We start from the raw sequence: 26,920 nt of genomic DNA, 5'->3' as shown, positions 1-26,920 counted from the left end.
GTTATCTATGCGGGCGTCGGTAACATATGTTACACAAGAAAGTGATCTTGGTCTCATTGCTTAAATAGCAGAGGGGCCGGGTGTATAAAAGCAAATCAGGAACGCTTAAGCATCGAAGCCCTGCAGTAATTTGATCTCGTTGCGATATAATAAGATCTTGCCGTTATTTTCCAGGATCTTCAATAGTCGCGATATAACCACGCGGGAGGTGGCCAGTTCATCGGCAATTTGGTAATGGGAGGCTTTGACGAGGCTGGAACCCGATAAACGTTTCTTTTCTTTCAGATAAGCAATCAGCCGGTCGTCCAGTTTATGAAATGCGATGCTTTCAATGGATTTTAACAGTTCTGAAAAGCGCTCGTTAAAGCTCCGCATGATATAATTTTTCCAACTCGGATATTTACACAGCCATTCATCCAGCTTGTTATGCGGGATGGCAATAATCTGGAGGTCGCCTTCTGCAATGGCTTTCACTACACTCTTCTTTTCTTCCAGGCAACAGCTATAAGCCATAGAACAGGTTTCGCTGCTGGATAGGTAGTATAACAATATTTCGTTACCGTTATCGTCTTTTTTTAAGACTTTTAGGGTGCCTTTTACCACAAGCGGCATCATGCGGATATATTTTCCGTAGTCCATAATGAGTTCGCCATCCTTAAATGAACGTAACTCACCAAAGGCCTCAATTTCTTCGATCAGCGCAGGTTCAAATTGGAAAGCTAAATTAACCGATTCATCCATGCAGCTAAGTTAGCAGTATTGTGCCACATTATTCCAGCTGCCACCATTGGTGACATTGCCAAAGCCATTCTTCTCAAATATAGTTTTAGCCTGTCCGCTTCTGCCGCCGCTTTGGCAGCAAACGATGATATTTTGTTTATGCTTAAACTTTGCAAGTTGCTTCGGCAACTGATCCAAAGGGATATTGACGGCACCTTTGGCATGCCCGCCCGCGTACTCACCAGGGGTGCGAACATCTACTATAAAAGCGCCTTCTTTTATCAGGCTTTCCAAATCGACCGCAGATGAACCGCCAAATAATTGTCTGAAGAAATTCATATTCTTTTTTTTAGATAGATTAGTTTTTAACGCCTGCCGCATTTAAAATCAGTTCCAGCGGGCAGAATCTGGTAAAAGCAGATTGTAATAAATTAAAGCCGACAAAGGCACCCAGCCAAAGCCAGTTGATATTAACCGTGAATGCTAAAGCGATGCTGATCAGCACCATGGTGCCGGCAACGGCGCGTACGATTCGTTCTTTCATAATGGTATGGTTTTAAAGTTTAAACTGCTTCTTCCACAGGCATGATAATCGCCCGTACCGGAAAACGCTCCCCGAGTGTTTCGTTATAAATTCTGATCAGTTCAAGGCCCTTTTCGGCATTTGCTGCTGGCGTAAAAGTGAAGATCATCATCGAGTCAGCATCTTCTCCGCCGCTGGCAAACCAGTCATCCAGCAGCTTAGCCGCGGCGCTATTCCGGTGCCCAGTGATTTAGCTGGTGTTGAACACGTCAATGTTGCATTGTTTAAAGATCCGGGCGATATCAGCCAGGTATTCTTTCAGGTAGGTTACGATCAGTACTTTCATGATTTAGCTTTTTTTAGGGGTCAACTCAGTTTTGCGCATCATTTTGAAATAAAGCAGCGGCACTACGATTGAAGTAAGGAAGGTGGAAGTGATGGTGCCCCCCATCAGTGAGATGGCAAGGCCCTGGAAGATCGGGTCGAACAAAATGATCACCGCGCCTAAGGCCACTGCCCCTGCGGTCAATAAAATCGGTGTTGTACGAACCGCCCCGGCCTCAATGATGGCTTGCTTAAGCGGGATACCTTCATCCAGCCGTATATTGATAAAGTCGATAAGTAAGATGGAATTACGCACCATCACCCCGGCGAGGGCGATAAACCCGATCATGGAAGTTGCGGTAAAATAGGCGTGCAGCATCCAGTGTCCCAATACGATGCCGATGAGCGATAGCGGTATAGCGGCGAGCATTACCAGTGGTACCGTGAAATTCTGGAACCAGCCTACGATAAGTATATAGATCATAATAATCACCACTGCGAAGGCGATGCCCAGGTCGCGGAACACTTCAAAAGTGATCTGCCATTCGCCATCCCATTTCAGGCTGTAGTTATCTTCCAGTTCCGGTTGATGGGTGTATTCCTCTTTCAGCGAGAACCCTTTGGGAACGCTTACCGTTTTTAAATGATCAGACACACCTGAGATTGCATAAGAAGGGCTTTCCAGGTCGCCGGCCATATCGCCCAGCACATAAACTACTTCCTTTTGATTTTTCCGGTAGATGCTTTTTGGTTTAGTCTGACGGGTTACCGTAACCAGGTCTTTTACCGGTACGGGATTCCCCTGCATACCCATCACCTTTAAATTCAACACATCGTCCATACTGCTTTTATCCGCATCGCTCAATTGCAGTTTGATGGCGGTCTGGTTATAAGCGGCGGGCTGGGAGATGTTACCCACCGGCATGCCGGATAAACCGGCGTTAACCGTTGCGGCAATCTGCGCAGTGGCGATGCCATAACGCATGGCTTTTTCTTTGTTCACTTCAATGTGATATTCCGGCTGGTCGTCTTCTACCAGCCAGTCCACATCCACCACATTGGAAGTTTTGTTCATCAATTCCTTTACCTGCCCGGCTACCTTGATCTGCTGATCGTAATCAGGGCCATAGATTTCAGCCACTAAGGTTGATAGCACAGGTGGACCAGGCGGCACCTCCACGATCTTTGCGTTGGCATGATATTTTGCTGCGATGGCCTGTATTGGCCCGCGCATTTCCTTGGCGATACCGTGACTTTGGATGCTCCGGTCTTTTTTATCCACGAGGTTCACCTGTATATCGGCTACATTATCGCCTCTTCGCAAGTCGTAATGTCTTACCAAACCGTTAAAACTGATTGGTGCGGAAGTGGCGATATAGGTTTCATAGTTCCTGACCAATGATTGTCTGGCAACGTATGAACCGATATCTTTGGCTACCGCCTGCGTTTTCTCCAGCGTAGTACCTTCCGGCATATCAATTACCACCTGGAACTCATTCTTGTTATCAAAGGGCAGCATTTTTACGGCAACCGCTTTGGTGTAAAACATCGATAGCGATGCAAACAGGATCACCACTGTACTCAGGATAAATGTCCAGCGTTTCCAGCGGGTTTCAAGCAAGGGCTGGATAGAGGCGCGGTATATTTTATAGATGCGGGTTTCTTCCAGTAATTTAGGTTTGTTTTCTTCATGAGCAATCCCATGATTTTCTTTTTCGCGCAGAAAGATATAACCTAGATACGGTGTTAAAGTTAAAGCGACGATAAGTGATAAGATCATTGCAATGGAGGCACCGATGGGCATAGGGCTCATATAAGGCCCCATCATGCCGGATACAAAGGCCATAGGCAATACGGCCGCTATAACGGTAAATGTTGCCAGGATAGTGGGATTCCCCACTTCATTAATGGCATATAAAGCGGCCTGCAATGGCGGCAGTTTTTTCATTTTAAAATGCCGGTGCATATTTTCTGCGATGATGATGGAATCATCTACCACGATACCCGTTATAAATACCAACGCGAAGAGCGTAATGCGGTTAAGCGTATAATGCATAAAGTAATAGGCAAATAGCGTAAGGGCAAAGGTTACAGGCACCGATAAAAACACCACCAACCCACCGCGCCAGCCCATGGCCAACATCACAAACGCAGTCACCACCACAATGGCAATAAACAGGTGGAGCAGTAATTCGCCTACCTTGTTAGAAGCGCTTTCACCATAGTTACGGGTAACGGTCAGCTGCACATCGTTCGGTAAAAGGCTACTTTTCAGATGGTCCACTTTCGCCAGTATCTGTTCCGATAATTTCATAGCGTCCGCGCCTTTCTTTTTGGCTATGGACAGTGTGATAGCCGGGTAATTGGATTTAAATTCCTTTAAATTTGCTGCATTTGCTTTACCATAACCAAATAGCACATATTGGTTGGGCGTTTCGGCGCCATCTTCTACTTTGGCAATCTGTTTCAGGTAAACCGGCTCCCGCTGGTTAATGCCCACCACCAGGTTGCCCACATCGTCTGAAGAGGCCAGGAAGTTGCCGGTCTCTACGGCGAATGCGGTATCTTTTTGCAGCAGCGTACCACCGGGCAATTGTATATTGCTGCCCTGTATCTGTTTGCTCAGCGATAAAAAGTCGACATGATTTTCTGCCATCTTGTTTTTATCCAGCAGCACTTTCACCTCGCGGTTACGGCCGCCTATGATGTTGACATCCGATACATCATTTATCTTTTTTACCTCATTTGCCAGTTCCTGACCCATCTGTTTCAACTGGTAATCGTCGTATTTGTCGCTCCAAAGGGTTAGGCCCAATACTGGCACATCATCAATGGCCCTGGTTTTGATCAATGGCAGCGTAACGCCCTGCGGCATTTTATCCATATTCTTCATCAGCTCGCTGTATAGCTTCACTAAAGAACGCTCCACGTCTTCGCCTACATTAAACTGCACGATCACCATCGCCTGGCCCTGCATCGAGGTAGAATACACGTATTCTACGCCTTTGATGTTCGAGATCATTTTCTCTATAGGTGCGGCAACTTTGGTTTCTACATCTTTTGGCGATGCGCCGGGATAGCCGATAAAAATATCGGCCATGGGTACCTGTATCTGTGGTTCTTCCTCACGCGGAATTAAGAACGTGCTGTAACCGCCAATGAGTAAAAAGGCAAGCATCAACAGTATCGTTAATTTCGACTGTATGAATGCCTTCGCTATGTTTCCTGCAAATCCGTCTTTCATGTCTTTATTTAATTTTAACCGCCACACCGTTATATAACCTGCCTTCTGCGCTGAGGATGAATTGTTCGTTCCCAGCCAGCCCGCTTAATACTTCTACCTGGTTACCCTCGGTTTTGCCCAGCCTTACCCAGCGCAGCAAGGCGGTATGGTTACTGCCGATGGTGTATAAGCCGGTTAACTGGTCTTTATATAGAATGGCTGATATCGGTACCATCACCTGATCGCCGGTTGTTGCTTTAATGCCTCTGGCAACAGGGATACTTACATTAGCGTACATGCCCGCAAACAAGCCTTGCTTTTCATTATCCGGGATATTTATTTTAATGAGATACTGTCCGCCACTGTTCTCGGAAGACTGGCTGACCTGCGAAATTTTGCCATTGATCACTTTATGGATAGCGTCGATATTTACCGTTACCAATGCGCCTGTGTGTATTAAACTAATCTCGCTTTCAGGCACTGACGCGCTCACCTGGTAGCTACCGGTTTGTTCAATGACCAGTAGCGGCATTCCGGGGTTGGCCATACTGCCTGCGTCCATCATTTTTTGGGTAATTGTTCCGGCAAAAGGCGCGGTTAAACGGGTGTAGTTAAGCATCGCGTTTACTTCATTACGTTGCTGCTTCGCGGCTTCCAGGCCCGCTTTTGCCGAACTATATTGTAGCGTAATATTATCCAGCTCCTTGGCCGAGGCACTTTGCTGTTTATATAATGCGGTGAAACGTTCGTAGTCTCTTTGCGCATTTCGAAAGGCGGCCTCCGCCTGTGCAATCAGTGCGTCTGCTTGGGCGCGCTTTGCCAGTATATCATCATTGCTTATCGTTGCAAGTATCTGCCCTTTGCTCACCCGGTCGCCCACCTTCACATTAATGCTGGTGATATAACCCATAACACGGGTGCTGATGTTGGCGGCCTGGCCCGCCTCTACCTGTCCGCTTACGGTTAATCCCTGCTTAACATCTGCAGCAGGCTGGCTTACAGTAACCAATACTGCACTATCTACACCCGTTTGGGCTTCCTTTTTTTCATTAGATGAACAGGAACTGATAATTAGTAAGCCCAGGCCGGTAAAAAGTTGCAAGGCCTTGTTTGTATGGATAGGAAAGTTCATAGCTGTTCGGTTATTTAGTGGTGGTTGTTGTTAAAAATTGGATGTAGGCGCTAGTTACATCGGCAGTAAACTGCGCCTGGGCCAGCGAGAATTTCAATTGGGATAATTGGGTTTCGGCATTCAATACATCGGTAGTATTAACCAGGCCCTGCTGGTAACGGTTCTGTAAGATGCGCAGTGCCTCGTTGGCCTGATCAATAGCCAATTTGTCCTGAATAATCTCGAACCCGGCATCGGAAAGGTCGCGGTAAGCTTTATTCAGTTCCAACTGGCTTTGGTCTTTTTGTTGGGCCAGCTGTATGGCCAATTTATCCCGTTCCAGTTTTTGGGTGGCAATCACATGTTTGGTTTTATTGCCGTTAAACAGGTTCCAGGACAACTGAATGCCAACCATATAAGCGTTGGTGCCGAATCCGGTTAGATGGTTGTCGTTGTACTGGTAGTTGCCAAATGCATTCAGCCTGGGCAGGTAACTCATTCGGCTGGATTTGATCATCAGCCCGGAAGCATCTATTGCTTTTTGCATGGCCATAAAATCCGACCGGTTGGCAAATACTTTTTGTGTGCTGTCGGTAGCCAGCAAACTCGGTTGCGGTTCATTACTGACCTCATAAATCGTCCCCGTGGGTTGTCCCATCAACAAGCTTAAGTAATCTGACGCGTTACGGATATTGCTTTGCGCTTTCGCCAGGCTGCTTTCAAGTGAGGTAACGTGAACCTGCGCATTCAGCAGGTCTGACTTCTGGATAAGCCCCTGTTTGAAACGGTCATCAGTATATTTATATACAGATTTTGCTGTACTCGCGGCATCTGTCAATACTTTCACCGCCTTATAAGCCAGCTGCAATTGCATGTAGGCTTTCGTGGTTTCAAAAGTCATATACTCCTGGGTGCGCTGGGTTTTATAACGGTAAACTTCGGTTTGCTTTTCAGTGCCTTTGCGCATATACAGCATATCGATATTGAGCAGCGGCTGTTTTACCTCCAGCTGCGCCATGAAATTGTTTGTTGCAGGGGGATGGTTCAATAAGGTGGGAGTAAAATCATTTTGGGTGATAGCACCCTGCTGTAGTTTGAAACCGAAGGCATTGAGCTGGTTATTGGTGCTCATGGCGGTATAGGAAAGATCGGCCTGCGGCAGGAATATGGCATCGGTTTGCCGGTAATTAGCCGCAGCGATACCTCCATCCAGCTTGGCCAGTTGAATATTGCTATTATTGGCTAAGACCGCTGTTATGGCTTCGTTCAGGCTTATATTTTTGGCATTTTGCTGCGCCCGCGCTGCCGAAAACAAACCGATGTTGGCGATAACCGCCAAGGCGAGTAGTCTTAAAAAATGCTTGGTGCTGTTCATCTACTTTTTATTTGAAACAAAAGTAGTTTCGGCAAAAAAGTAAAACGGTAACATTTGTTACCTACGGTAAGCGTACCGCACAATTAGCGACACAGGTAATAAATTTAAGCCTAATCAGATAAAAATGGCCCAACATTAATAAAGCAGATCTGCTTCTTTCCAAACGAAACCGCAGGTATACCGGCTCACCCGGCTCTGATACGGCCAAATCTGGAATTTTGCAGTGGATTGTGCCGAACGGTTCTAATATGGCTCCCTACAACCCCATCTCATAACTACTCAAAACGCCCCTCTAAATTGTTAGAGAGGCGTTTTGAGTAATCTCGCTGCGACCCGAACCCAGGGACCCAACAATGGAGAATAAAAGTTAACTGCTACTTATGGAATATTGAAGATAGATTTGGTGTTTAGCTGATATAGCCGTTTTTGAAGTGCCCGGAACGAGATTAGAAGCTGTCTGCCAACAGGCAGGCTCGTATAATAAGTGTGCCCGGAACGAGATTCGAACCTGTCTGCCGACAGGCAGGCTCGTATAATAATTGTGCCTAGAACGAGATTCGAACCTGTCTGCCGACAGGCAGGCTCGTACATCCTTACGAATGTCACTCCCTCAAGATGGTTTTAAAAGACATTATCATTAGATAATAGTTTTTTTAAATAAGCTTTCCCCACGCCCGACTTTAAGTATTTTTCCCGATGCCTTGCTTCAGTTCTTGTCGGATACTCCTCCAATAATATTGTCTTGAATGGTTTATACGGCTTCGTCGTTTTATTGTAGCCATTATTGTGGTCGGAAATTCTTCGTTCGATATCCGATGATAGGCCGACATAAATGTAATTTCTGGTTAGGCTGCTGATAGCGTACACGAGAAACATGAAAGAAAATGTGTTAAGTGTGACCGAAGAGAGAATCGAACCCGCTTTAAGCAATTCTCAACGAGAATCTGAAAGTGTTTTTTTAAGTGTGCCCAGAACGAGATTCGAACCTGTCTGCCGACAGGCAGGCTCGTATAATAAGTGTGCCCAGAACGAGATTCGAACTCGTACATCCTTACGAATGCCACCCCCTCAAGATGGTGCGTCTACCAATTTCGCCACCTGGGCATTAATTTAAAGAACCATTTTATTACATCCTTACGAATGCCACCACCTCAAGATGGTGCGTCTACCAATCCTGCCTGCCGGCAGGCAGGTTCGCCACCTGGGCATTGTAAAAAAGATTTGAGATGTTAGATATGAGATGTGAGATGTGAGACAACGCATACTAAATCAACCTTTTCCTTAAACCTAAAAAGATGTGAGAGCTGAGAAAAATCTCATATCTCACATCTCAATACTCATATCTAATAATGGATGTGCCCGAAGAGAGACTCGAACTCTCAAGAGACAATTCTCAACGGCTTCTGAGACCGCAACGTTTACCAATTTCGCCATCCGGGCATTATAGAACGATTTTTCCTTTAATAGCTGCCGGCTTGCGGCCATACAGCTATTGCGGGCTGCAAATATAATGCTTTAGCGCATCCAAATAAAAATAAATGCAAAATAAGCTGCGTTTTGCATTTACAGCTGTAAAAGCTACCTTCGGCATAACCAATTATAAAATTCTATGATCAAAAAAACTTGTGTAGCGTTGCTGCTTATAGTAGCATGCGCGTTTACGGCATCCGCCCAAAAAGCCGATGCCATTTTAGGCAAATGGATAAACCCCAGCGGCGAGGGGCAGGTGCTTATTTATAAAAAAGGAGATAAGTACTACGGCAAGCTGGCCTGGATGAAAGAACCTAATCATGCCAACGGTAACCCCAAGCTGGATGCGCTGAACCCGGATAAGGCTTTGCAGTCGCGCCCCAAACTGGGCATTGAGTTGTTGAAGGATTTTACATTCGACGGCGATGATGTGTATGAGGATGGCACGATCTACGACCCTAAATCGGGCAAAACTTATAGCTGTAAAATGACGCTTAAAGGCGATGTTTTGAAAATTCGTGGCTATATTGGCATTTCCTTATTTGGGAGGAGCGAAAACTGGGCACGTGTAAAATGAAATTGAAAACTATTATCTGCGCCGTATTGCCGGCATTGCTGTTTATCGGCACCACTGTAAAAGCTCAAAGCATCAAATTGGTACAGCAAGAGCGGCGCACCAGCATGAGGGGATTGTCTGTGGTAGATGATAACATCGCCTGGGTAAGTGGAAGTGGCGGCAATGTGGCTATAAGCAATGATGGCGGTAAAACCTGGGCATGGCAGCAGCTCAAGGGTTATGAGAAATTCGACTTTAGAGATATCGAGGCTTTCTCTGCAAAAGAGGCGGTAATCATGAGTTCCGGAACCCCCGCAGTAATATTAAAAACCACCGATGGTGGTGCCACCTGGCAGGAGAAGTACCGTAAAACCGATAGTGCTTACTTTTTAGATGCCATGGATTTTGCTAATAAAAAGCACGGCTTTATTATGGGCGACCCGATAAACGGCAAGTTTTTATTGCTGGAAACCAAAGACGGCGGCGAAACCTGGAACGAAATGGCCAATGCCCCTGCTGCTTTAAAAGGTGAAGCGGCTTTCGCTGCAAGTGGCACCTGCCTGCGAATAACCGGCAGCCTGATGGCTATAGTAACGGGGGGCAGCAATAGCCGCTTACTCATGTCGCCTGTTGGTAAAATGGTTTGGGTGGCTAAGCCCCTGCCGCTTACTAACGGTAGCCAAAGTATGGGGGCATTTTCATTAGCAACGGGCAAAAATCAAACCATTGTGGTGGGCGGTAATTACGCGAAAGACGCCCGAACAGACTCGGTTGCATACTTGCTTCCGGAGGGAACAGCCGCTTATCAATCAAATATCCCCGTGACTGGCCCGACGGGTTTTCAATCATCTGTAGAGTATTTAAAAGACGATATTTTTATTTCCACGGGTACACCCGGAAGTTGTATTACCACTAATAGTGGTAGATCCTGGATTAAAATTGACGACAAAAGTTACAACGTTTGCCGGAAGGCAAAGAAGGGGACGCTTGTTTTATTTGCGGGCGACAGGGGTAAAATAGGAATTTACACGCCTTAATAACTGATAATGAAAGGCTTATTTTTTACTTGAAAATAAATTTAAAATACACTTGCAGGCAATATAAAATCGGCGTATATTTGCACCACTTTAAAACGAAGCGCTGACAGTAGCGAAAAAGTTGAAAAGGATGATTCCGTAGCTCAGCTGGTAGAGCATAACACTTTTAATGTTGGGGTCCTGGGTTCGAATCCCAGCGGGATCACTGGAGAGCAAAAAATACCAGAAGCTCTCATCTGTTTTTAGAGTAGAAAGGCGCATGAAAATGCGCCTTTTCTGTTTAAAACGCATTTTTTAAGCTTTTTTGGAAATTCTGCCAAAAAATAAGCTAATCATTTTAAATCAAATCGGATCAAATCAAATGGTGCCCTATTTCAATTGGGCACCAGTCGGTTTATCTTTGGGGCACCATTGAGGCATTTATGATATTGTACGACAATGGTTTAGGGCAACAATTAGGTTTTCGGAATCCCGCTAAACAGATTGTTCACCAAAGTTCATTGAAATGAAAAACCATCAAAAATTAACGTTGCTATTCTGGCATCGTAAATCTAAGGCAGACGCTAATGGGTTAGCGCCTGTTATTTGCAGAATCACTATTGAGGGTGAGGAACCCGAAGAGCTGGGTATTGGAATGAAAGTCCACTTAAAGAACTGGGACATTGAAAACAAAAAAGCTAAAGGTAGCGGCTCAAACGAAAAGAAAACAAATCTAAAGATCAGCGAGGTAACCGTAGATCTTACACGACATTTTCAAACACTTCAAAACCAGTATGAAAATATCACACCGTTAATGGTGAAAAATGTCTACAAGGGCTTGCCGGCAAAATTGCCAAAAAAGACGCCAAAGCCTGAGTTTGAAATTGTCCCTTCCTTGTTACAAGTTACAGATCTTCACATCGCCAATTTTAAAAAGATGGTCGAAAAGAAGCTCAGGTCGCCTGAAACGTTAAAACAGTGGAATGCAACAAGGAAAAAAATTGAAGAATTTTTAGTTAACCAATTTCAATTAAAGGACATGGATCTATCCTCAGTCGAATATTCCTTTGCCGTAAAATTCTATAATTATCTGACGATAGACAGAGAAAAAGTAATTGGAGAAGCCGCTGCAAAAAAACAGATTAAGAATTTGAAGGAAATATTAACCTTTGCAGAAACCAGTAACTGGATAGGTAAAAATCCAATTATTAAGTTTAAATGCGGCGGCGACGAAACTGATGTACCGCCGCTTGAATATTTTGAAGTAGAAGCCATTTGGACTAAGAAAATTACCATCCAGCGACTGGCAGAGGTTCGGGACGCCTTTATATTTCAATGTTTTACAGGCTATGCCTTTCAGGATGTTTATGGTCTGACGCCAGAAAATATTATTAAGGTTGGTATAGCCGGAGAAAGGTGGCTTGTGAAGGATCGGGGAAAAACCGGTGTTAGCGAGGCCGTCCCGATTCTGCCTATTATTGAGGAGATTATTGAAAAGTATAAGAGTCACAGTTGCAGGCTGACTATGGGGCAGCTTGTTCCTGTAAATTCAAATCAACGGTACAATGGATTTTTAAAAGAACTTGCGATTATTTGCGGCATTAACAGGGAGTTAAATACACATTTAGCGAGGCACACATTTGCCGATATTATGTTGAATATTATGGAGTTTACGTTAGAAGAGGTAAGCAAAATGCTGGGCCATAAAACTATAAGAACGACTCAGAGGTATGCAAAAGTGAAGAGAAGTAAGATCAGTAAGACCCTGGCACGGGTAAAAGGAATTGTGTTTACTGAGGATGGTCAATTAAGAAAAATTGCCAGTTGAGGTTCGGGTTAATACAATCAAATATGGTAGCTGTTCACAAAATATGAGCAGCTACCTATTTTACTATGTAAGGTTTAAAATCCATATCCACGCCATGCATTTCCAATTTATCATTTTTCGATTTCGTTTGTTGTTCCAATTCCTGGCGTGGAAATAATCATAAAAATCGACCGCAGCAGATTTCGGGGCATCTTTTTGTGAAAAGTAAATTAGTACATGTTCTTTTGTAGGTGGAACTGAGGAACCTTTTCCAGTAATTTCTTTAGTCATTGTTCAGCACCTTGTTTTCTTCAAACAATTTATAGACATCATCGGGATCATAATATATATTACCACCAATTCGGGTAAAGGCAATTAAACCGGCCTCCCTTATTGCATGCAGCTTTCCAGAAGACATGCCGATCAATTTCCTAACTTCAGATGACTTTAGCCATTTTTTAGGCCCGCTGGTTTGTTTTATTAATTCTTTAACGGATGCAATGATCTGTGATTGAAATTCTTCCAGATCGGCAATGGTAACCAGTTGATTACGATTATCGTTGGGCATGAGAAATGCATTTAGAAATGCTACTTTCAAACTACCGGCAGAATGACAGTAGTATTTCATGAGAAAGCAGGTGGAGCGAGAAGCTCCCTATCTGCCGCGCTTGCGTTGTTTGTCGTCGGCCTGTTCCTGCATACGAATATTATTTTCAATAATTTCTGGCAGGCCCGACTCGCTTAGCGGCCAAAGTTTAGCTTTTAAGGTTTCCTGAATGGGATGTTCTTTCAGTAACTCGTTTATGTCTGATCCGTATTGGCGAGCAACCGCAACCGGGTCAAGTTTGACTTCGTTCGGAATTTCTAAAACCACAACATTATCTGGCAATCTCAATAAATTTCCGGGCGGCATGTAAAGTTCATGTGTTTCCGTATCAAAGAAACATAGGTAATTGTCACCGTAGTCGTCCATTTCCAAATCGTCAAAGCTGATATTTTTCCAGGGCAACTCGGTTTCCCGCATTTCCTTTAAACGCCAATCCACCGTGAAGTCAGTTCCAGCAAGATCGATATGAGGCAGTTTGCCAGCTAACCGGATTTTAAGCAATTCAGCGGCCTTCTGTTGCTGAATAGGATCTTCCATTCGGAACCTTATTTTTTCCTGCCTGTCTTCCTCCCATTCATTGAGTAGGGCTTTCAGGAATGTTACCGCCAAGTATTTATCCTTTGTTTTATAGAGCTGCTCCGTATGGCGGTAATCCTGATCTAATAGGTTTGCTGTTTCAATTATTAATCCTTCATTCCAAGTATTGAACTGTTCACGGGCCGCGTTAAAATTTTTATGTTCAGCCAGCTTTAAGACCAGATCGCCTTTGAGCATTGGGCCATAAAGCGAAATTAGCTCTTCAGCAGTTATAGTCCCTGTGGACTCAAACAGCGGTTGTTCTGAAATTTTCATAATGGTTATTTTATTGAATTTTGGGACGTAGGAATCCCTTCAGGCGGCATTAAAACGAAAAGCCCCTGGCTTTTCGCTTCGGGGCTTTTCTACCTAAACCTTATCACAATTGCGGACGAGTGCCCGCGATAAATGCAAATTAATAATTAATTCTGATACTGCCTTCTAAAGGCCGAACTGCGCAAATATTCATTAAACCTGCGTTGATTTTCACGTTCGATATTTATCCTTCTGTAGAGTATTGTGCAGCGCCATGCGCATAAGCCACAGGCTAAAAAGGCTACTGATAAACAGGTGAGCGTTTCTTTCCTGGCTTCTACTTTTTGCTCCGCGGTCATCTCCTGTTTTGTATGCTTCCTGGCTACTGCACCGAAAAAAGCGAACATGGAAATTACACAGGCCAATAGTATGTTTCGAACGATGGCTTTCATAACGGTAAATTGAATTTAAAATTACTAACTATATTAGTACATTCCAAGCGAAATATTAATTTAATTCGTAAATATTGTTGTTTTTTCGGGCTGCTAATACCCTTTCCCTGATGGTTTCAACGAGATTGGATTCAGGTATTCCACGAAATTGTATCGTTGGATTTTCCGGGTCGGTGCTTTTTAAAGTCAGGTACATTAGCCTGCATATCTGAAGTACAAACGACTGTGTAATTATGTAATCTTTGACCCTAAACATCTCTACCTGGTCGATCCGCTTAAAGAAAATACCTTGGGTCAGCAGAATATAATCCGCCGTTATCTCGTATTTAAAACTACGGATATATAGCAACCTGTAGCAGGCCATCGCACATACGCCAAGGCTGAACAGGATAAAATATGGGGATAGCCACCAGGCCAGCAATAAAAAGATGATGGCCAGCAGGATTAGCGGTAAGGCCTTTAAAAAGGCAAAGCGCATGGCTGGCTTTAAAAGGATTTCTTGTGTATCGCTCATAATAGTAAGTGTTATGGTAAACAAAATGGTAAATTGATCTTTGAGCCTTATCGTTTAAAACCCTTTTTAATTTGTAGCTCGGGTTTTTCCTCGGGAGGTTCAATGGAATTTGTTTGTGCCTTTAACTTTGCGGGAACCATCTCCGGATGCGCGGCCTCAAAATCGGCTATCTGCTTTTCAAAAATGCCGTAGATGATCGTAAAATCATCATCAAATTCATTTCCATCATAGCTGAAAACCTGACGCTCTTCATCATAGCTAACCTTAGCCAAATCTGCATGGGTAAGGCGAACCCCGTTTAATTCCCTTCATGGTAATAAACCTTACCATAAACGAACATGCCGGGTTCTTCAAATTTATTGACGTAGCCGACCCCGTAGTGATCTGCGATCTGGCATAAGGCTTTCAGGGTGGGTTCCCAAGCTGATCTGAAGTGGACTTCATCCCCTTTGGCATAAATTTCAACCATTCCCTTATTCTTCGCATCGATATAATCGGGCAATTCGTAATTGTGATGCTCTTCCTGTTGTTCCCGCGTATGTTCCATAAAAGCCATTATCGCGGCAACCTTTTCGGGTTCGCCGGTAAAGCGAACGCCGTTGTGACACCAATTAGCCATAATTTTAATTTAGTTTAAAGGTTATTTTTGAGCTGGTCTAAAAACGTCAGGGCTTGAATTGGCTTACCCGTTCTGAACCGCGGGCGTAAGCCGAATGTTTCCTGGAAGGCATGAAGGCTTAGCCGTTCAGCATCGAACACCCGCTGGACATTATAGTGCAGGATTATGACACGATTATTTTCATAGTAAACCTGTACCGGAAATTTTTTAATACCGGCGGCCAGTTTGATCGCAGTGATTTGATCGATCATTTGACGACCGAAAACCATTGTGAACTTTGCCCCAGGGTAGGTTTGCCTGATCCAGGTTACCTGCTCTGGATGAAGTTTATTTCCGATAGCGATAAATGCCAGCTGTCCTAAGTTCGGGTAACGATGCCTGTTGAAACACAGAAAGGCAACTGCCTCCATAGCAGAATAGGTAATGATAATATGATCAGCCTGTTCAGCCCCTGCCACCCAAAGGTTCTGGGTGGTCGGAACCCGGTGAAACGCTTCGTCAAATTCCTCTACATCATCACCGTAATTGAAGGTAAGGTCAGCCGAAAGACTGAAAAAGGCCTGGATCTCCGGGGAAACACCAAGCCTTTTTAGTAATTCATTCATCGTCCTGCCGACCGGCTGCGGCTGTTAAACTCCACTTCGGGTATAAAGGCGCGCTGGTTTTCGACATCCTTCATCGCCTGGTGGTAACCGGGGCTTAATTTCGCGGCGGCCTTTTCGTCACGCTTCGTATTAAACAAGGCATTCAGCCCTTTATAGACCACATAGGACAAGCCGCCATCCATCAGGATTGAGGCGACCAGTGCCAATTTATTGGCGCGGATGCCGTGGTGGTCTACGGCGGAGTAGCTGAACTTCGTGCCGTCCGCAATCTCAACTTCGCGGCCTTTGCGATAACTTTCCTTTTGGGCGGCGGTGAGAAATTCATTGTTCACCATATCCGGGGCAAGGATCTTTTCCGTATCGGACACGATAAACTCCTTGGTATCGGCATCATATTCTATCAGCATTTCGGTTTTGTTGCCGTGGTTATCCTTGGTGATCTTCAGGAGATTGGCCACCTCGCCTTTCTGCAATTTCTCGGCCTCGTTCTCGTCCAGAAACTCCGGCCTTTGGGCCTTGCGGTAGATCGGGTGGATCAGCAAGTCCATTTTACCCTCGTCAGTATGTTGCAGTGAAATTTTAGCATTAAGCGATTTGATCTTGATGTTTTCAGCTTCGAGGTTTTGCAACTCCAACAAACCGGTACGGCGGCCTGAAAGCAGCGCGTTCAGGTCATCGACATTTAACAAAAGCTGGCCACCTGCGGCCAGCCCGATGGTTTCCATATCCTTGATTGGAAGCTCATCTTCATGGAAATTGACCAGGTTCATTTTAACGTCCTATTTTATGGGTGTTTTCCTGTTCCTCTACCAACCCGTTTTCCTGCTCCTCGCCAATCTCCCGTTCACGCGGGTTATATTTGGCTTCGAGCAGGGACTTGTGAAGGCCGTAGTTGGGCTGCAATACCTTGCGGTTGCCGTCAGCGTCCTCCACCTTAACGCTTTTATTTTTGGTTTCCAATACCTTGTAGGTGGTGTCCAAATAGGCGATCTCATCGCCCACCTTAAACCCCTGCTGCTCGGCGCCTTGCTTTTGTTCCCGTTTCTGGTTATTGCCTAATAACAGGTTGGCGATCTTTTGGGCATCCCTGGAAACCTTGGTGATCTCAAAGGGCTCGTCCTTTAATATTTTGACGAAATTGCTCATGTACGCAGCATGCTGCCCGAAATTATGGCCGATCTTCAGATCACCGCCGATCAGTATCGCTGCCACGGCTGCGCGCATTTCCTCGCGGGAATAATCCAGCGAACCGAACTTGCCCTCCATCGGTCGTTTCAGGCGGCTTTCATGGCCTGTCCAGTGGGCCAGTTGATGGATGGCTGCCTGGTAGTATTTGGTTTCATTTTCAAAGGATTCCATTTCCGGCAGGAAGATCGCGTCCCGCTGTTTATCATAATAAGCTTCCTGGCCGCCATGGATAATAACCGCTTTGCTGTCCTCGATCAGTTTAGCCGCCCGCTCTATTGGTGATAAGGTTTGGGCCTCGTTCTGTTTGGCAAGAAATTCATCCAGGGGCATAATGTCCTTCAGCTGTTCGGCATTAAACAAAAAGGCCTGGCTGCGCTGCGGCTTTTCAAATTCCACCGTTTTAGTTTGGGTGACACCGGCTCCATCCTTGATGCGCTGGCCGTCAGCGGTGCGGATCGCCTGGATATCGCTGGTTTTGGGAAACTCGATCATGGTTCCCTTTTCATCCTTTTTAACCCAGTTGCCGGCATAGCGGGCGGCGTCGGCTGACATCCAGCGCGGGTCGTCATGTCGTTGCATCCCCAGGATCAGCGTATTCATGGCGCTGTAGCTTTTGCCTGTGGTGGGGTTGATCGGTTTAACAAAGGCCGGCAGGCCGTTGTCTTTTACCGGTTTTTGAAATAAGGAGTTACCCTCCCTGATCTCCGCGGCCAGCTTATCTGAAAGCTGGGCGGGAAGTGCTTTGAAGTTTTTGCTCATTTTCGTTTTTAATTAGCAGTTGGTATAAAAATTTAATTGGATTTATATATTGGTGGCGGTAACGGATACCGAAGTGCAGGTGCTCCCCGGTTACCCTGCCGGTAGCGCCGGTGATGCCAATGGCTTCGCCAGCAGTTACGCTGTCTTGCACACCTACCAGAATTTTGCTGAGGTGACCGTAAACAGATTCAATCTCGCCATGTGAAAGACAGATATTGATGCCTAACCTGTCATCGTACCCGGCGGATCTGACCACACCGTTTAGAATTGCAAATACAGTGTCCGAACGCGCCCTAAAATCAAGGCCTTCATGCATGGAGTATCTGCCCGTGACCGGGTGGATACGGTAACCGTAATCACTGTTGATCTTCAGGTTTTTCAGCGGGAGGCAGACCAAACAAACGCTGATCAGCCAGTTCACCGGCCGTAGGTTTGGACCAGCTCCATTTTTTGTGCCGGGCTGATCGGTTCCAGTACCCGTTCCTGAACCCCCGGATGGTCGTTGGCAATAGCCAACGCGGAATACAGGGATTGACTCGTGCCCCTGTCCTGTAAGAGCATGATCTTGTACATCGCCTTGAAATCATCAATGGACATGGAAGAGCCATTATTGGTCAGGTCATTAATTACCTCTTGTTTATCCTTTAACATCAAAACTTGGTGGGCGGGATAAAATGCTTCGTTTCCTTCCGGGAAGCGCACGTAGTTTTCATTTCTTGAAAAGGGCAGCGTCAGCACGCCTATATGCCCCCGTTTTTCATCGGTGCCGTTCTCCATATCCGGCTGAACCAAAACGATGGTTCCGGTTAAATTTTTGTTGTCCATGATATTTTTTGTTTAAGATTTTACCTGCCTATTTTTCGCGCCGGGTCAAGGTCTACGGCTTCATTCAGCCGGACGGTGGCCCAGCGGTGTAGTTCGGGATCATCCTGTAATAGCTCAAAGGCTTTCTTTAGCTGTTTTGCTGACCCGGTGTTTTGCAACCAGGCGATGGCCTGCAGATTTTGAGGTACGGGTTGCCATAAGGCCCCATTTCTATTTTCGGCCAATGCTTTCAATTCCTTCGGTGGTTTGAGGATGAATAAGGTTTTTGAACTAAAACAGAGTTCTTCCTCATCCTCAAAACCTACCCAAATTTCATCCCGGCTGTAGTCGGCAAATTCGATGAGCCCAAGCTTACCGGCATAGTCAGAAGTCCAGAGAACCGGACTCACCATGACCATTAAGCCGGTGGTTTCTTCCGCTTTGATCATTATGCTTTAATAATTGGTGGATAAACGGGGTCTACCTTTTCAACCCCTTTTGTTGGCTCAGTCCGAGGAAGTTGTCTAAGCCCATCGTTGCGGCATCGCGGATGCCATTGTTTTTCTGAACCAGCTCCAGTGCGGCACGGGTATGTTTTTCCGTGCCATGCAATTGCAGCAAAACAATATTTTTGAGGTCCTTAAAGTCCCTGGTGGAAAGTTTCCCAAAGTTCTGATCGATATACTCGTAAAGCTGTTCAGGGTCTTTTAACATGAGTAAAGCATCCGCGCCATAAAACCCCACCTCGGAATCATCGAAACCAATATAAAATTCATCCGTATTCAAAATGGCGGCGGTTATAAAACCGATCTCACCTTGTTTGTTTGCCGGGTCATTTGTCAGTTCAGGATGTACCAGTACATGGGCGGGCAGCTGTACCTCGTTTGGATCTTCGTTCATTTCTTCATCGTTGCTTTAGCGGGTGTTGCGGCGGCCTGCGGTTTAAAGGATAAGACCATTTCCTGGATCTGCTGGGTGATGAGGTTGAAGTTCTGTCGAAGCCTATCCTCCTGTTTGCCACCAAAATCATAATAAACCGGCAGCTGCTTAAAGCCTTTTTCCTCATGTTTGATCGCCTCTATGTCCAGGTTTATCCGGCAATTGATGGCAGAAGTATCAAACTGTCCGGTAAACTTTTCCTGGGCATCTGCGGCGATGACACCAACCAATTCGCCTGAGTTCAGCGAGGCAATTTTTCCGGCTGGTATCAATACTTCTAATTTTTCGTTTAATGATGTGGAAGTTTTGTTGCGGTCAATGGATAACCCTTCGCCAATCTGTTTCGATTTACCGAACAGCCGTTCCAGCCATTCCAAAGTTTCCTTGTTCCTGACGGAGCCGGATAATACATTACCTACTACGGCGGTGATGGTCGCAGCCGTATCCTTACCGTATTGCTGGTTAAATTGCGGCAATTCCTGAAGCCCCATAAGCACCGCCACCTTATTGGACCTGGCAGTTGCTATCAGGTTTTCCACCCGGTGGACGAATAAAGTGGGCACCTCATCCACGATCAGGGCCGATGGCAAATTGCCTTTGGTATTGATCAGCTTGGTCAGCCGGTTAATGATAATGGAATAGCAAGCTGAATTGATGTTTTGCGTATTGGGATCATTTGCCAATACCAGCATGCCGGGCTTTTCCCTGTCAGATATTTTCAGGTCGAAATCATTGCCCGAGAAAACCCAATAAGTTTCCTTGGTGGCCAAACGGCTGATAAATATCTTTAAAGTACCAATCTGCCCCTCTAATTGGTCGGTTGCTTTCGCATTGTAAGCCGTCATGAACGGCGACAATAACGACCGCAGTTCTGGTTCAGAGGTGAGCGCGTTAAAAATATCCTCATAGGAATGGTTCAGCAACGCCAGTACATGCGGAAAACTGGAATAAATGCCTCCCTTATACTTGCTCATGAAATAGACACATGATGCCAGGAAGTTAATAGCAGATTGCGTAAAAAACTGGTCGCTGCCGCCTGAGCGGTCACCCTTTTTCAAAGCTTCCACCAATGCCTCGGCAGTTTCTGCCGCATCGGCCAGCGATTTGATATAGTCCGCTTTCCAGGGATTGATGCGGCGGCTCTTCTCGATATCATTAAGGTTGATCACATGAAAGGCGAAACCTTTTAGTTTGCCGTTCTGCTTGGCCAACAAATAATGGTAATAAGCGATTTGGCCGAGGTCGGGAAACTTGAAATCATAAAGGCAAACCGCAAATTCTTTGGCAATTAATTGGCGGATAAAAGGGTTAACGACCGAAAAACTCTTGCCGCTGCCCGGCGTACCGATCACCATCGTGCCTCGGAAAACATTGCAGATATTGACCCAGCCTTTCCAGACCTTGCCCTTAAAATAAAAGAGCATCGGGATGTTTACCGAGTAGGGCGTTTCCAGTTTTTTAACCGGCTGCATAAAACTTTCCGCTTCCGTATTCCATTTATCCTTACCGAGTCCGGAGCGGATAAACTTGGAGATATTGTCCATAGAAAGGCTCACCAGGATAGCTCCTGTAAAGGAGCAGGCCATGTAAAGCAGGTTATACCAGCTCGTATAAGCGAACGCTAACGGGGAGGCACGACCCGCAAAAACAAGGCAGCCAAAAAATAATAACAGACCGAGTGCAAGCGGGTAGACGATATGTTTTTTAAGGTCGAGGTCTGTTTTCTTTTTTGCCAGCGTACCGATACTAACCAGGCAGATGAGTCCAAACGTTGCAAGCTTGCTGTAGACCAGGCTGGAATAAATAATTAAGCGGCCGATCCGGTCAAGCGGGGTAAAAAAAATGCCCCAGAAAGGGGCATCGTGGTAAATAAATATGGCCGCTTCTAAACCGATGGAAAGGTATATGAGGCATTGCAAGAAGCCGTGAAGCTTTTGTTGCTCTCTGGTTTCTTCCATAATAAACGTATTGAAATAAAAAAGCCACCGGATGCTTCGGGTGGCTTGAAGAAATTAGCGGCGTTTGATCACAGTAGGCACAACTTCCAATTCAGGTTCGTCCACTTTCGGGGTTTCGTCTTTGAACAATTTCTCTGCCTGCGCCGTCTTTTCGTTTTCAGCGATTTTTTGGCTGATCTTCTGATCAAGCAAATCCCGCTCTCTTTTCAAAGAGGCCAGTTCATATTCCTGTTCAAAAGGCCTTTGGGTGAGCTCCTGAACTTCGGGGATTTGGGTATCGATCTCGGCTAACTCCTTTTCATACCGTTCTGCCATACCCACCACCCGGTGAATGGCATCCAAAAAATAACGGGCCGCCAGCTTGGGGTTATCAATATTCGGTGCCCCGCCGTTTTGGAGGTATTTAATACCTGTCGTGCGGCTTTCGGCATAAAGCGAGGTAACCTGTTCCAGGCGGCTTGAAAACTCCGTCTCCACAGTCTGTACTTTTCGGCGGATAAACAGATCGAACCCGTATAGCTGGCCCAAATGCAATTCTGATTTACCTATCTCAGTAGGCTGCCAACTTTTGTACATTTCGATCAGGTATTTACCGACACCAGCCGCGTCGGCCTGCGTTAGATCCTTCAGCTGGATCAGGTTTAATTTGGTTCCCTCTTCATCAAACTTTAACGCATGTTTATAGGCCTTTTCGTCCTGGTGAACCAAACCAAGCGTAGTACGGGTGCTTTGGCTTTTCTTTTCCAGATCTTCCAGGAGGTAGCGGCTACGCGAAACTTCCTTAAAGTGCGCACCCTTATAGCCTTCCAGTTCGGCTATCTTTTTTTCCAGACGCGTTTTTTCCAGTAAGGAAGTATCACCGGATAAAATGGCGATGTATTCTGAAAAGCTCATACCGCTTTGCTCATCCATCGCGCCCTCGTCCAAAGTACGTACCGAAAGCTCGCTGTTTTTCATCTGGCTGATAAAGATTTGCTTGTTCTTTAACAGGTTGAATTTGTAGTTATCCAATGACTGTTCCACCGCGTAAATGAAATTGCGGACCTTATTGCCATAAAACATTTTGGCCAGCCAGTTGCCCTGCCTTGCACCACGGCCGTTTCGCTGCTCCAACTCCGATGGCTTCCATGGAATATCCAGGTGGTGCATGGCAACGATCCGCTCCTGGACGTTCAGACCGGTACCGGCTTTTTCGGTGCTGCCGATCAGTATCCTGATTTCACCGGCATTCATTTTTTTGAACAATTCCTTGCGCTGGCGGTCGGTAGCCCAATCGTGAATAAAGGTGATCTGGTTTGCCGGGACATTAAAATCCCTGACCAGCTTTTCTTTTAGGGCATCGTAAACATTGAACTCATTAGTTTTCGGCGTGCCGATATCGCTGAAAATGATCTGCGTACCCTTATGCGTTGTGCTTTCATGATAAATTTCCGCTACATTCCTTGCACAGACATTCACTTTGTTACCGAGGTTGTCGCCATATTTTTCAGGGTTCACCAACCGCATATCCACCGCCATTTTTTTGGCATAGTTGGTGGCAATGAGCATTCTGCCCTTATCCTCTTGCTTGGTAAGCGGCGCTCGTCCGATGATTGTCGCATCGCCCGTTTTGGCGAATTGCATGAGGCGTTTGATAAAATCCTGCTGTTCAGGGGTAGGTTTGATGTTGACCAGCGTTTCATCGATTTCTGGCTTGTCAAGATTGATATGCTTGGCGGTTTTGTAATCGGTAATCTGGTTGTAAAAGAGCGCCAGCTCCGGTACCTTGATAAAATGGCGGAACCTTTCCTTAGCCCTGATCTCGTTGGTTACGGTAAACTCAAAATCAACTGTTTTACGGGCGTACACCGCTGCCCAGGCATCGAAATTGGAAATACACTGCCTTTCCAGTTCCTTCGGACGGAGGTACTTAAAGATCAGGTACATCTCGGTGAGGCTGTTGGAGATTGGCGTACCCGAAAGAAAGGTGGCGCATAGGTCACTATCCATCTTGTCCTGCAAGGTGCGGATGGCAAACAACATATTGAGCGCCTTTTGGCTACCTGCCAAGTTCCCCAAACCTGCAACTTTCGTGTGACGGGTTGTGAACGTCAAGTTTTTGAACTTGTGGGATTCATCGATGAACAAATGATCGATATTCATATCCCGGAAAGTGATACCGCTGTCCTTGCGCTGGGCGATCCTGTCCATCACATCTTTCAGCTTGGCTTCCAGGTTTTCCTTCCTGATCTCCAAACCCTTCAGCATCTCTTTTGAGATTTCCTCGCCGGCATTCTGCACCGATTGCATGTCTAATTCGGTGTTATCCAGTTCCAATGAGAGTATCTGCCGTTGTATCTCGGGGTCTTGCGGTATTTTGCCAAACTGGTCATGCGTTAGGATTATACAATCCCAATTATTATTCTGTATCTCATGAAATATCCGCTTGCGCTTCGCCGGTTCAAAATCATTTTCGCCCGGCGCGAGCAATTTTGCCTTGGGATAAGCCAGCCTGAAGGTATCGGTGATCTGCTGCACATTCGCTTTGAGCGCGAGGATCATAGGTTTATGAACAATGCTCAGCCGTTTCATTTCCATGGCTGAAATGATCATGGTCAGCGTTTTGCCTAAACCCACTTCATGGTCGATCAGCCCACCGTTGTTTTGTATCAGCCGCCAGGCGGCGTTTGTTTGCGAACTGAAGAGCGAGGGAATTTTTAGCGCTTGCAGGTCAAGCCCCGGAAAGGTCAGGTGGCTGCCGTCATATTCACGGAGCGCATAACAGTTATAGGTATCGTTATAAAGTTTTTCTAAAAACTGCTTGTCTTCGTTCGGCAGTTCCAGCAACCACAGCAAGTAGCGGGCCCTAATATTATCGATCTTACGGTGCGCGTTTTGAATCGCCTCCGTGTCAGGCACCCTTACTTCCTCGCCATACTGGGTAAGATGGTAGGTAAAATGCGGGCTGGTATTGAGCAGCGCATACTCCAGTAAGGTACGACCTGTAACCTTTGGGCTTTCTTTCGGGCTTACCGAAAATTCCTCGTTGGTAATGGTATTTCCCTTTTTACCATAGGAGATCCGGTAATCATCCACCGATGGCAGGTAAGTAACTTTTGTATCGAGCTTAAAAAGGTCAGTGGCGAACCGCTCATAATAGGCGACCGGCACCCAGCGTTCACCAAGATTAAAATCCAGTCTTTCAAATGGAATCCTTTCGGGCTGGACACGGCGAATCGCAGCCAGGCTCCGTGCGATCTGCAAATTTTGAGGCTGCTCTTCGGCCAGTTTTTCCGCGATGTTCAACTTTTCGACAACATTCCCCGAAAGGTAATTGTCAGTGGTTTCCCATGCCTGTGTTTGCGGGTTTTGTAAGACCTGCTTTTCGAGTTGCAGGATCACCTCATCCTCAGTTAAACCGGTAACCTGCGAAATAATGCCGAGATCCACGCGCCCGGTATCATTTAGACACCTGGCCAGCGCTTCGGCTGGGTCATCCGTTTTCAGCATTTCCTTTTGCTGAAAAAGCGGGCCGTGAAATATATCCGACCGGACGAACTTATCCTGTTCCTTGATTTCGAGCGAGGATATGATCTTAAACCCTAAAGCAGGATCATTGAGGATACGGTTGCGGTTACTGTTTTTATTCAGCTCCCCGTACTTGCCCAAAAAGGACTCGTAATAATGGTTTAACGACTTCCGCAGTTCCGGGTGCTGGATGGTATGCTCATTTTCATAAGCTGAAAGTTCCAGGTAAATATCGCGCAGCGTAATATAATCCTCGTAAAAATGCAGTTCCGGCTGAGGGTCAAAAGCCTCAAAGGAAGCCTCTGATTTCACCGGCTCACCGATCAGGCCAACCTTTCCCCCGAAAATGACCAGTGTGTCCTTTTCATAAAAAGGTTTCAGCGCGGTAAATGCTTTTGGCCGGTCGGGCATTAGCTTAAATGCCGGCTCCAATGACGCATCCCCCTCATAGCGGTAATCGTGCCCAAAAGATTTAAGCTTAACCGAGAGCGCATCCAGCTCTTGCCCAAGGGTTAGGCTGGTCATCCATTTGCCCGGAAACGAAATTTCAGAAAGGTTACTATAAAGCTTATAGAGGTATTTGTTATTTGCTTTTGCACGGGCCGTCAGCAAAACAATACTGTCATGAGCCGGCTTGTTGGTGGTGCGGATGGTGCTGATCAGCCTTACGGTATCTGCATTGATAAACTGCCGGTCGAGATCGTCCAAATAAGGAAGGGTTTTATTATCCTGGTCAGCCTGCAACGGCGCATCAAAAAGCCCCAGTTGCCCGAAACCAGCGGAAGGTTTTTCATCCTTTTTTTCAGGTTCGGGTACCGGCAAATAGGTGAACTGCTTGAGCTGGGCCTCCTTTTTTGTAAAGGAGATCGCTTCCCATTTGGCCCGGTCAAGGTTGGCCAGCCCGGATTTTAGCTGTTCCTTTAGTAATGGCCCGATATCTTCAACGTTCCCGTTTTGCCAGGCCACCCGTGAGGCCTTTCCCCTGGCATTGGTTCCTTCGATGATCTCATCGGCGTAGACCAGTTCATTTTTATCAGCCAGCCAAGCATTCAGGTAATACTTACCTGCGGCGTTCTGCCGTTCCACGGTATCGATCAACTGGCTTTCGGCTATGGATAAGGTTTCCTTCGTATCGTTTTTCTGAACCAATAGCAGGTGCATGCCCACTTCCACATTGGCATTATCCCGCATCAGGTTCGCCGGTAATACCGAAACGGAAAGCAGGTCGGCCGAGGTAAATAAATATTTACGGGCGGTAGCGTTGGAGGGATTGTTCAGAAATGCCTCGGTAACGATGTAAGCCAAAATCCCTCCGTCCTTTATTTTATCCAGCCCTTTAGCAAAGAAATAAGTATGAACTTTGGATGAGATCCCGCTTTTATTGTATGCCGGGTCATGCACGGCGATTTTACCAAAGGGGATATTGCTGATGACCACATCAGACTGGCCCTTTTCAGCAGAAGAAGTTTCCTCCAGTTTTTTTACCTGTACCTCTACCGGTACCGGGTGAACCGAACAAAGCGCGGTGAGCACCTTGCCGGTCAGAATATCCTTTTCTACCGCCTTCACCTGTTCCAGCTCACCAAAAACCTTTATTGCTTCTTCGATGAATATACCCGCGCCGGCACTTGGTTCATATAGCCGTCTTGGGATAATGCCGCTTTCAAACATTGCCGAATAAATTGCGGCCGGAATAAAATCAGGGGTATAATAAGCCGTGGAAGAACTGCTTTTCAGAGAATCAACCGCAGCTTTATAGGCTGCCGGGGCCAGTTTATCCTTTAGCAGACTATGCAGTTCCATAACCTGAGGGTAAAGCTTTTTATCAGCCATTGAAGCCCCAAATTTGTCCCATTCATCGATTTCGCCAGGGGGCAACAAGACTGCTTTGAGGCCTCCGAAACCGGCGTATTTTTTTAGCGTTTTCAGGTCGGCGGGAGACAGCGGCTGGCCGTTAAAGTCCAGCGCAATGCGGATAGCCGAAATGTTATCTGCCATCTTCCTTTGCGGGT

Annotated in this window: 25 protein-coding genes and 3 tRNA genes; 4 read left to right on the top strand and 24 right to left on the bottom strand. The window is 46.0% G+C overall.

The window, feature by feature from the left end; translation table 11 throughout:
- Positions 1-105 precede the first annotated feature (105 nt).
- The 9 genes from E2R66_RS13415 to E2R66_RS13375 form a co-directional block, all read right to left on the bottom strand.
- Positions 106-741: a Crp/Fnr family transcriptional regulator gene (locus E2R66_RS13415; protein ID WP_133231554.1), complete on the bottom strand. Its 636-nt coding sequence runs from the start codon at positions 739-741 to the stop codon at positions 106-108.
- 9 nt (positions 742-750) lie between these two features.
- On the bottom strand, positions 751-1,059 hold the full coding sequence (locus tag E2R66_RS13410; protein ID WP_133231556.1) for a rhodanese-like domain-containing protein: 309 nt from the start codon (positions 1,057-1,059) through the stop codon (positions 751-753).
- A gap of 19 nt (positions 1,060-1,078) precedes the next feature.
- A complete protein-coding gene (locus E2R66_RS13405; RefSeq protein ID WP_192901974.1) occupies positions 1,079-1,264 on the bottom strand; it encodes a YgaP family membrane protein in 186 nt (61 codons plus the stop codon).
- 328 nt (positions 1,265-1,592) lie between these two features.
- Positions 1,593-4,811, bottom strand: a complete 3,219-nt coding sequence (locus E2R66_RS13400) for an efflux RND transporter permease subunit (protein WP_133231560.1) — start codon at positions 4,809-4,811, stop codon at positions 1,593-1,595.
- A 4-nt stretch (positions 4,812-4,815) separates the two neighbouring features.
- Positions 4,816-5,922, bottom strand: coding sequence for an efflux RND transporter periplasmic adaptor subunit (locus E2R66_RS13395; protein WP_133231562.1), 1,107 nt, complete (start codon positions 5,920-5,922; stop codon positions 4,816-4,818).
- Between the two features lie 10 nt (positions 5,923-5,932).
- Positions 5,933-7,276, bottom strand: coding sequence for a TolC family protein (locus E2R66_RS13390; protein ID WP_133231564.1), 1,344 nt, complete (start codon positions 7,274-7,276; stop codon positions 5,933-5,935).
- 621 nt (positions 7,277-7,897) lie between these two features.
- Positions 7,898-8,152 (bottom strand): GIY-YIG nuclease family protein, encoded by a 255-nt coding sequence (locus E2R66_RS13385; RefSeq protein ID WP_133231566.1) that lies wholly within the window; start codon positions 8,150-8,152, stop codon positions 7,898-7,900.
- Positions 8,153-8,296: 144 nt separating this feature from the next.
- Positions 8,297-8,380, bottom strand: a tRNA-Leu gene (locus E2R66_RS13380).
- Positions 8,381-8,632: 252 nt separating this feature from the next.
- Positions 8,633-8,716 (bottom strand) — tRNA-Leu (locus tag E2R66_RS13375).
- Positions 8,717-8,885: 169 nt separating this feature from the next.
- Here E2R66_RS13375 and E2R66_RS13370 point away from each other — a divergent pair.
- The 4 genes from E2R66_RS13370 (at position 8,886) to E2R66_RS13355 (ending at position 12,146) form a co-directional block, all read left to right on the top strand.
- On the top strand, positions 8,886-9,323 hold the full coding sequence (locus E2R66_RS13370) for a DUF2147 domain-containing protein (RefSeq protein WP_192901973.1): 438 nt from the start codon (positions 8,886-8,888) through the stop codon (positions 9,321-9,323).
- Positions 9,320-10,339, top strand: a complete 1,020-nt coding sequence (locus tag E2R66_RS13365; RefSeq protein WP_133231568.1) for a WD40/YVTN/BNR-like repeat-containing protein — start codon at positions 9,320-9,322, stop codon at positions 10,337-10,339. Before E2R66_RS13370 ends, E2R66_RS13365 begins: the two co-directional genes overlap by 4 nt.
- A gap of 132 nt (positions 10,340-10,471) precedes the next feature.
- Positions 10,472-10,544: transfer RNA gene (locus E2R66_RS13360), tRNA-Lys, on the top strand.
- Between the two features lie 300 nt (positions 10,545-10,844).
- Positions 10,845-12,146 (top strand): site-specific integrase, encoded by a 1,302-nt coding sequence (locus E2R66_RS13355; RefSeq protein ID WP_133231570.1) that lies wholly within the window; start codon positions 10,845-10,847, stop codon positions 12,144-12,146.
- A 262-nt stretch (positions 12,147-12,408) separates the two neighbouring features.
- Here E2R66_RS13355 and E2R66_RS13350 read toward each other — a convergent pair whose 3' ends face one another.
- The 15 genes from E2R66_RS13350 to E2R66_RS13280 all read right to left on the bottom strand — a co-directional run bounded on the left by E2R66_RS13350 (position 12,409) and on the right by E2R66_RS13280 (position 26,906).
- Positions 12,409-12,753: a helix-turn-helix domain-containing protein gene (locus E2R66_RS13350; RefSeq protein WP_133231572.1), complete on the bottom strand. Its 345-nt coding sequence runs from the start codon at positions 12,751-12,753 to the stop codon at positions 12,409-12,411.
- Between the two features lie 27 nt (positions 12,754-12,780).
- The gene (locus E2R66_RS13345; protein WP_133231574.1) at positions 12,781-13,584 is read right to left on the bottom strand and encodes a hypothetical protein; all 804 of its coding nucleotides are present in this window, start codon (positions 13,582-13,584) and stop codon (positions 12,781-12,783) included.
- A gap of 146 nt (positions 13,585-13,730) precedes the next feature.
- A complete protein-coding gene (locus tag E2R66_RS13340) occupies positions 13,731-14,015 on the bottom strand; it encodes a hypothetical protein (protein ID WP_133231576.1) in 285 nt (94 codons plus the stop codon).
- 55 nt (positions 14,016-14,070) lie between these two features.
- Entirely contained in the window at positions 14,071-14,529 is a 459-nt protein-coding gene (locus tag E2R66_RS13335; RefSeq protein WP_133231578.1) for a PH domain-containing protein, read from the bottom strand.
- 47 nt (positions 14,530-14,576) lie between these two features.
- Positions 14,577-14,801: a hypothetical protein gene (locus E2R66_RS13330; protein ID WP_133231580.1), complete on the bottom strand. Its 225-nt coding sequence runs from the start codon at positions 14,799-14,801 to the stop codon at positions 14,577-14,579.
- A gap of 26 nt (positions 14,802-14,827) precedes the next feature.
- Positions 14,828-15,148 carry a DUF1281 family ferredoxin-like fold protein gene (locus tag E2R66_RS13325; protein ID WP_133231582.1) on the bottom strand — a complete coding sequence of 107 codons (321 nt, stop codon included), beginning with the start codon at positions 15,146-15,148 and terminating at the stop codon, positions 14,828-14,830.
- 14 nt (positions 15,149-15,162) lie between these two features.
- On the bottom strand, positions 15,163-15,753 hold the full coding sequence (locus E2R66_RS13320) for a hypothetical protein (RefSeq protein ID WP_133231584.1): 591 nt from the start codon (positions 15,751-15,753) through the stop codon (positions 15,163-15,165).
- Positions 15,750-16,523 carry a DUF4099 domain-containing protein gene (locus tag E2R66_RS13315; RefSeq protein WP_133231586.1) on the bottom strand — a complete coding sequence of 258 codons (774 nt, stop codon included), beginning with the start codon at positions 16,521-16,523 and terminating at the stop codon, positions 15,750-15,752. Before E2R66_RS13315 ends, E2R66_RS13320 begins: the two co-directional genes overlap by 4 nt.
- Position 16,524: 1 nt before the next feature.
- Positions 16,525-17,700 carry a zincin-like metallopeptidase domain-containing protein gene (locus E2R66_RS13310; RefSeq protein WP_133231588.1) on the bottom strand — a complete coding sequence of 392 codons (1,176 nt, stop codon included), beginning with the start codon at positions 17,698-17,700 and terminating at the stop codon, positions 16,525-16,527.
- Complete coding sequence (locus tag E2R66_RS13305) at positions 17,657-18,121, bottom strand: M23 family metallopeptidase (protein ID WP_133231590.1); 465 nt, start codon at positions 18,119-18,121, stop codon at positions 17,657-17,659. Before E2R66_RS13305 ends, E2R66_RS13310 begins: the two co-directional genes overlap by 44 nt.
- Positions 18,118-18,525, bottom strand: a complete 408-nt coding sequence (locus tag E2R66_RS13300) for a hypothetical protein (protein ID WP_133231592.1) — start codon at positions 18,523-18,525, stop codon at positions 18,118-18,120. Before E2R66_RS13300 ends, E2R66_RS13305 begins: the two co-directional genes overlap by 4 nt.
- A 20-nt stretch (positions 18,526-18,545) precedes the next feature.
- On the bottom strand, positions 18,546-18,953 hold the full coding sequence (locus tag E2R66_RS13295; RefSeq protein WP_133231594.1) for a hypothetical protein: 408 nt from the start codon (positions 18,951-18,953) through the stop codon (positions 18,546-18,548).
- 31 nt (positions 18,954-18,984) lie between these two features.
- The gene (locus E2R66_RS13290) at positions 18,985-19,404 is read right to left on the bottom strand and encodes a hypothetical protein (protein WP_133231596.1); all 420 of its coding nucleotides are present in this window, start codon (positions 19,402-19,404) and stop codon (positions 18,985-18,987) included.
- Positions 19,401-21,401, bottom strand: coding sequence for a type IV secretory system conjugative DNA transfer family protein (locus E2R66_RS13285; RefSeq protein WP_133231598.1), 2,001 nt, complete (start codon positions 21,399-21,401; stop codon positions 19,401-19,403). Before E2R66_RS13285 ends, E2R66_RS13290 begins: the two co-directional genes overlap by 4 nt.
- Positions 21,402-21,455: 54 nt before the next feature.
- A complete protein-coding gene (locus E2R66_RS13280) occupies positions 21,456-26,906 on the bottom strand; it encodes a helicase-related protein (protein WP_240049317.1) in 5,451 nt (1,816 codons plus the stop codon).
- Positions 26,907-26,920 lie beyond the last annotated feature (14 nt).

The sequence above is a fragment of the Mucilaginibacter psychrotolerans genome, from assembly GCF_004519315.1.
Lineage (GTDB): Bacteria > Bacteroidota > Bacteroidia > Sphingobacteriales > Sphingobacteriaceae > Mucilaginibacter > Mucilaginibacter psychrotolerans.
Note: the sequence above shows the minus strand (reverse complement) of the source record. Positions and strands in the feature narration are given on the sequence as shown.

What these genes read in the sequence shown, in the direction of transcription:
- E2R66_RS13355 (WP_133231570.1), top strand. Translation starts at nt 10,845, where the DNA reads ATGAAAAACCATCAAAAATTAACGTTGCTATTCTGGCATCGTAAATCT.
- E2R66_RS13390 (WP_133231564.1), bottom strand. Translation starts at nt 7,276, where the DNA reads ATGAACAGCACCAAGCATTTTTTAAGACTACTCGCCTTGGCGGTTATC.
- E2R66_RS13410 (WP_133231556.1), bottom strand. Translation starts at nt 1,059, where the DNA reads ATGAATTTCTTCAGACAATTATTTGGCGGTTCATCTGCGGTCGATTTG.
- E2R66_RS13350 (WP_133231572.1), bottom strand. Translation starts at nt 12,753, where the DNA reads ATGAAATACTACTGTCATTCTGCCGGTAGTTTGAAAGTAGCATTTCTA.
- E2R66_RS13300 (WP_133231592.1), bottom strand. Translation starts at nt 18,525, where the DNA reads ATGGACAACAAAAATTTAACCGGAACCATCGTTTTGGTTCAGCCGGAT.
- E2R66_RS13415 (WP_133231554.1), bottom strand. Translation starts at nt 741, where the DNA reads ATGGATGAATCGGTTAATTTAGCTTTCCAATTTGAACCTGCGCTGATC.
- E2R66_RS13295 (WP_133231594.1), bottom strand. Translation starts at nt 18,953, where the DNA reads ATGATCAAAGCGGAAGAAACCACCGGCTTAATGGTCATGGTGAGTCCG.
- E2R66_RS13280 (WP_240049317.1), bottom strand. Translation starts at nt 26,906, where the DNA reads ATGGCAGATAACATTTCGGCTATCCGCATTGCGCTGGACTTTAACGGC.
- E2R66_RS13385 (WP_133231566.1), bottom strand. Translation starts at nt 8,152, where the DNA reads ATGTTTCTCGTGTACGCTATCAGCAGCCTAACCAGAAATTACATTTAT.
- E2R66_RS13365 (WP_133231568.1), top strand. Translation starts at nt 9,320, where the DNA reads ATGAAATTGAAAACTATTATCTGCGCCGTATTGCCGGCATTGCTGTTT.
- E2R66_RS13370 (WP_192901973.1), top strand. Translation starts at nt 8,886, where the DNA reads ATGATCAAAAAAACTTGTGTAGCGTTGCTGCTTATAGTAGCATGCGCG.
- E2R66_RS13315 (WP_133231586.1), bottom strand. Translation starts at nt 16,523, where the DNA reads ATGAACCTGGTCAATTTCCATGAAGATGAGCTTCCAATCAAGGATATG.
- E2R66_RS13285 (WP_133231598.1), bottom strand. Translation starts at nt 21,401, where the DNA reads ATGGAAGAAACCAGAGAGCAACAAAAGCTTCACGGCTTCTTGCAATGC.
- E2R66_RS13400 (WP_133231560.1), bottom strand. Translation starts at nt 4,811, where the DNA reads ATGAAAGACGGATTTGCAGGAAACATAGCGAAGGCATTCATACAGTCG.
- E2R66_RS13340 (WP_133231576.1), bottom strand. Translation starts at nt 14,015, where the DNA reads ATGAAAGCCATCGTTCGAAACATACTATTGGCCTGTGTAATTTCCATG.
- E2R66_RS13395 (WP_133231562.1), bottom strand. Translation starts at nt 5,922, where the DNA reads ATGAACTTTCCTATCCATACAAACAAGGCCTTGCAACTTTTTACCGGC.
- E2R66_RS13405 (WP_192901974.1), bottom strand. Translation starts at nt 1,264, where the DNA reads ATGAAAGAACGAATCGTACGCGCCGTTGCCGGCACCATGGTGCTGATC.
- E2R66_RS13335 (WP_133231578.1), bottom strand. Translation starts at nt 14,529, where the DNA reads ATGAGCGATACACAAGAAATCCTTTTAAAGCCAGCCATGCGCTTTGCC.
- E2R66_RS13325 (WP_133231582.1), bottom strand. Translation starts at nt 15,148, where the DNA reads ATGGCTAATTGGTGTCACAACGGCGTTCGCTTTACCGGCGAACCCGAA.
- E2R66_RS13290 (WP_133231596.1), bottom strand. Translation starts at nt 19,404, where the DNA reads ATGAACGAAGATCCAAACGAGGTACAGCTGCCCGCCCATGTACTGGTA.
- E2R66_RS13345 (WP_133231574.1), bottom strand. Translation starts at nt 13,584, where the DNA reads ATGAAAATTTCAGAACAACCGCTGTTTGAGTCCACAGGGACTATAACT.
- E2R66_RS13320 (WP_133231584.1), bottom strand. Translation starts at nt 15,753, where the DNA reads ATGAATGAATTACTAAAAAGGCTTGGTGTTTCCCCGGAGATCCAGGCC.
- E2R66_RS13310 (WP_133231588.1), bottom strand. Translation starts at nt 17,700, where the DNA reads ATGAGCAAAAACTTCAAAGCACTTCCCGCCCAGCTTTCAGATAAGCTG.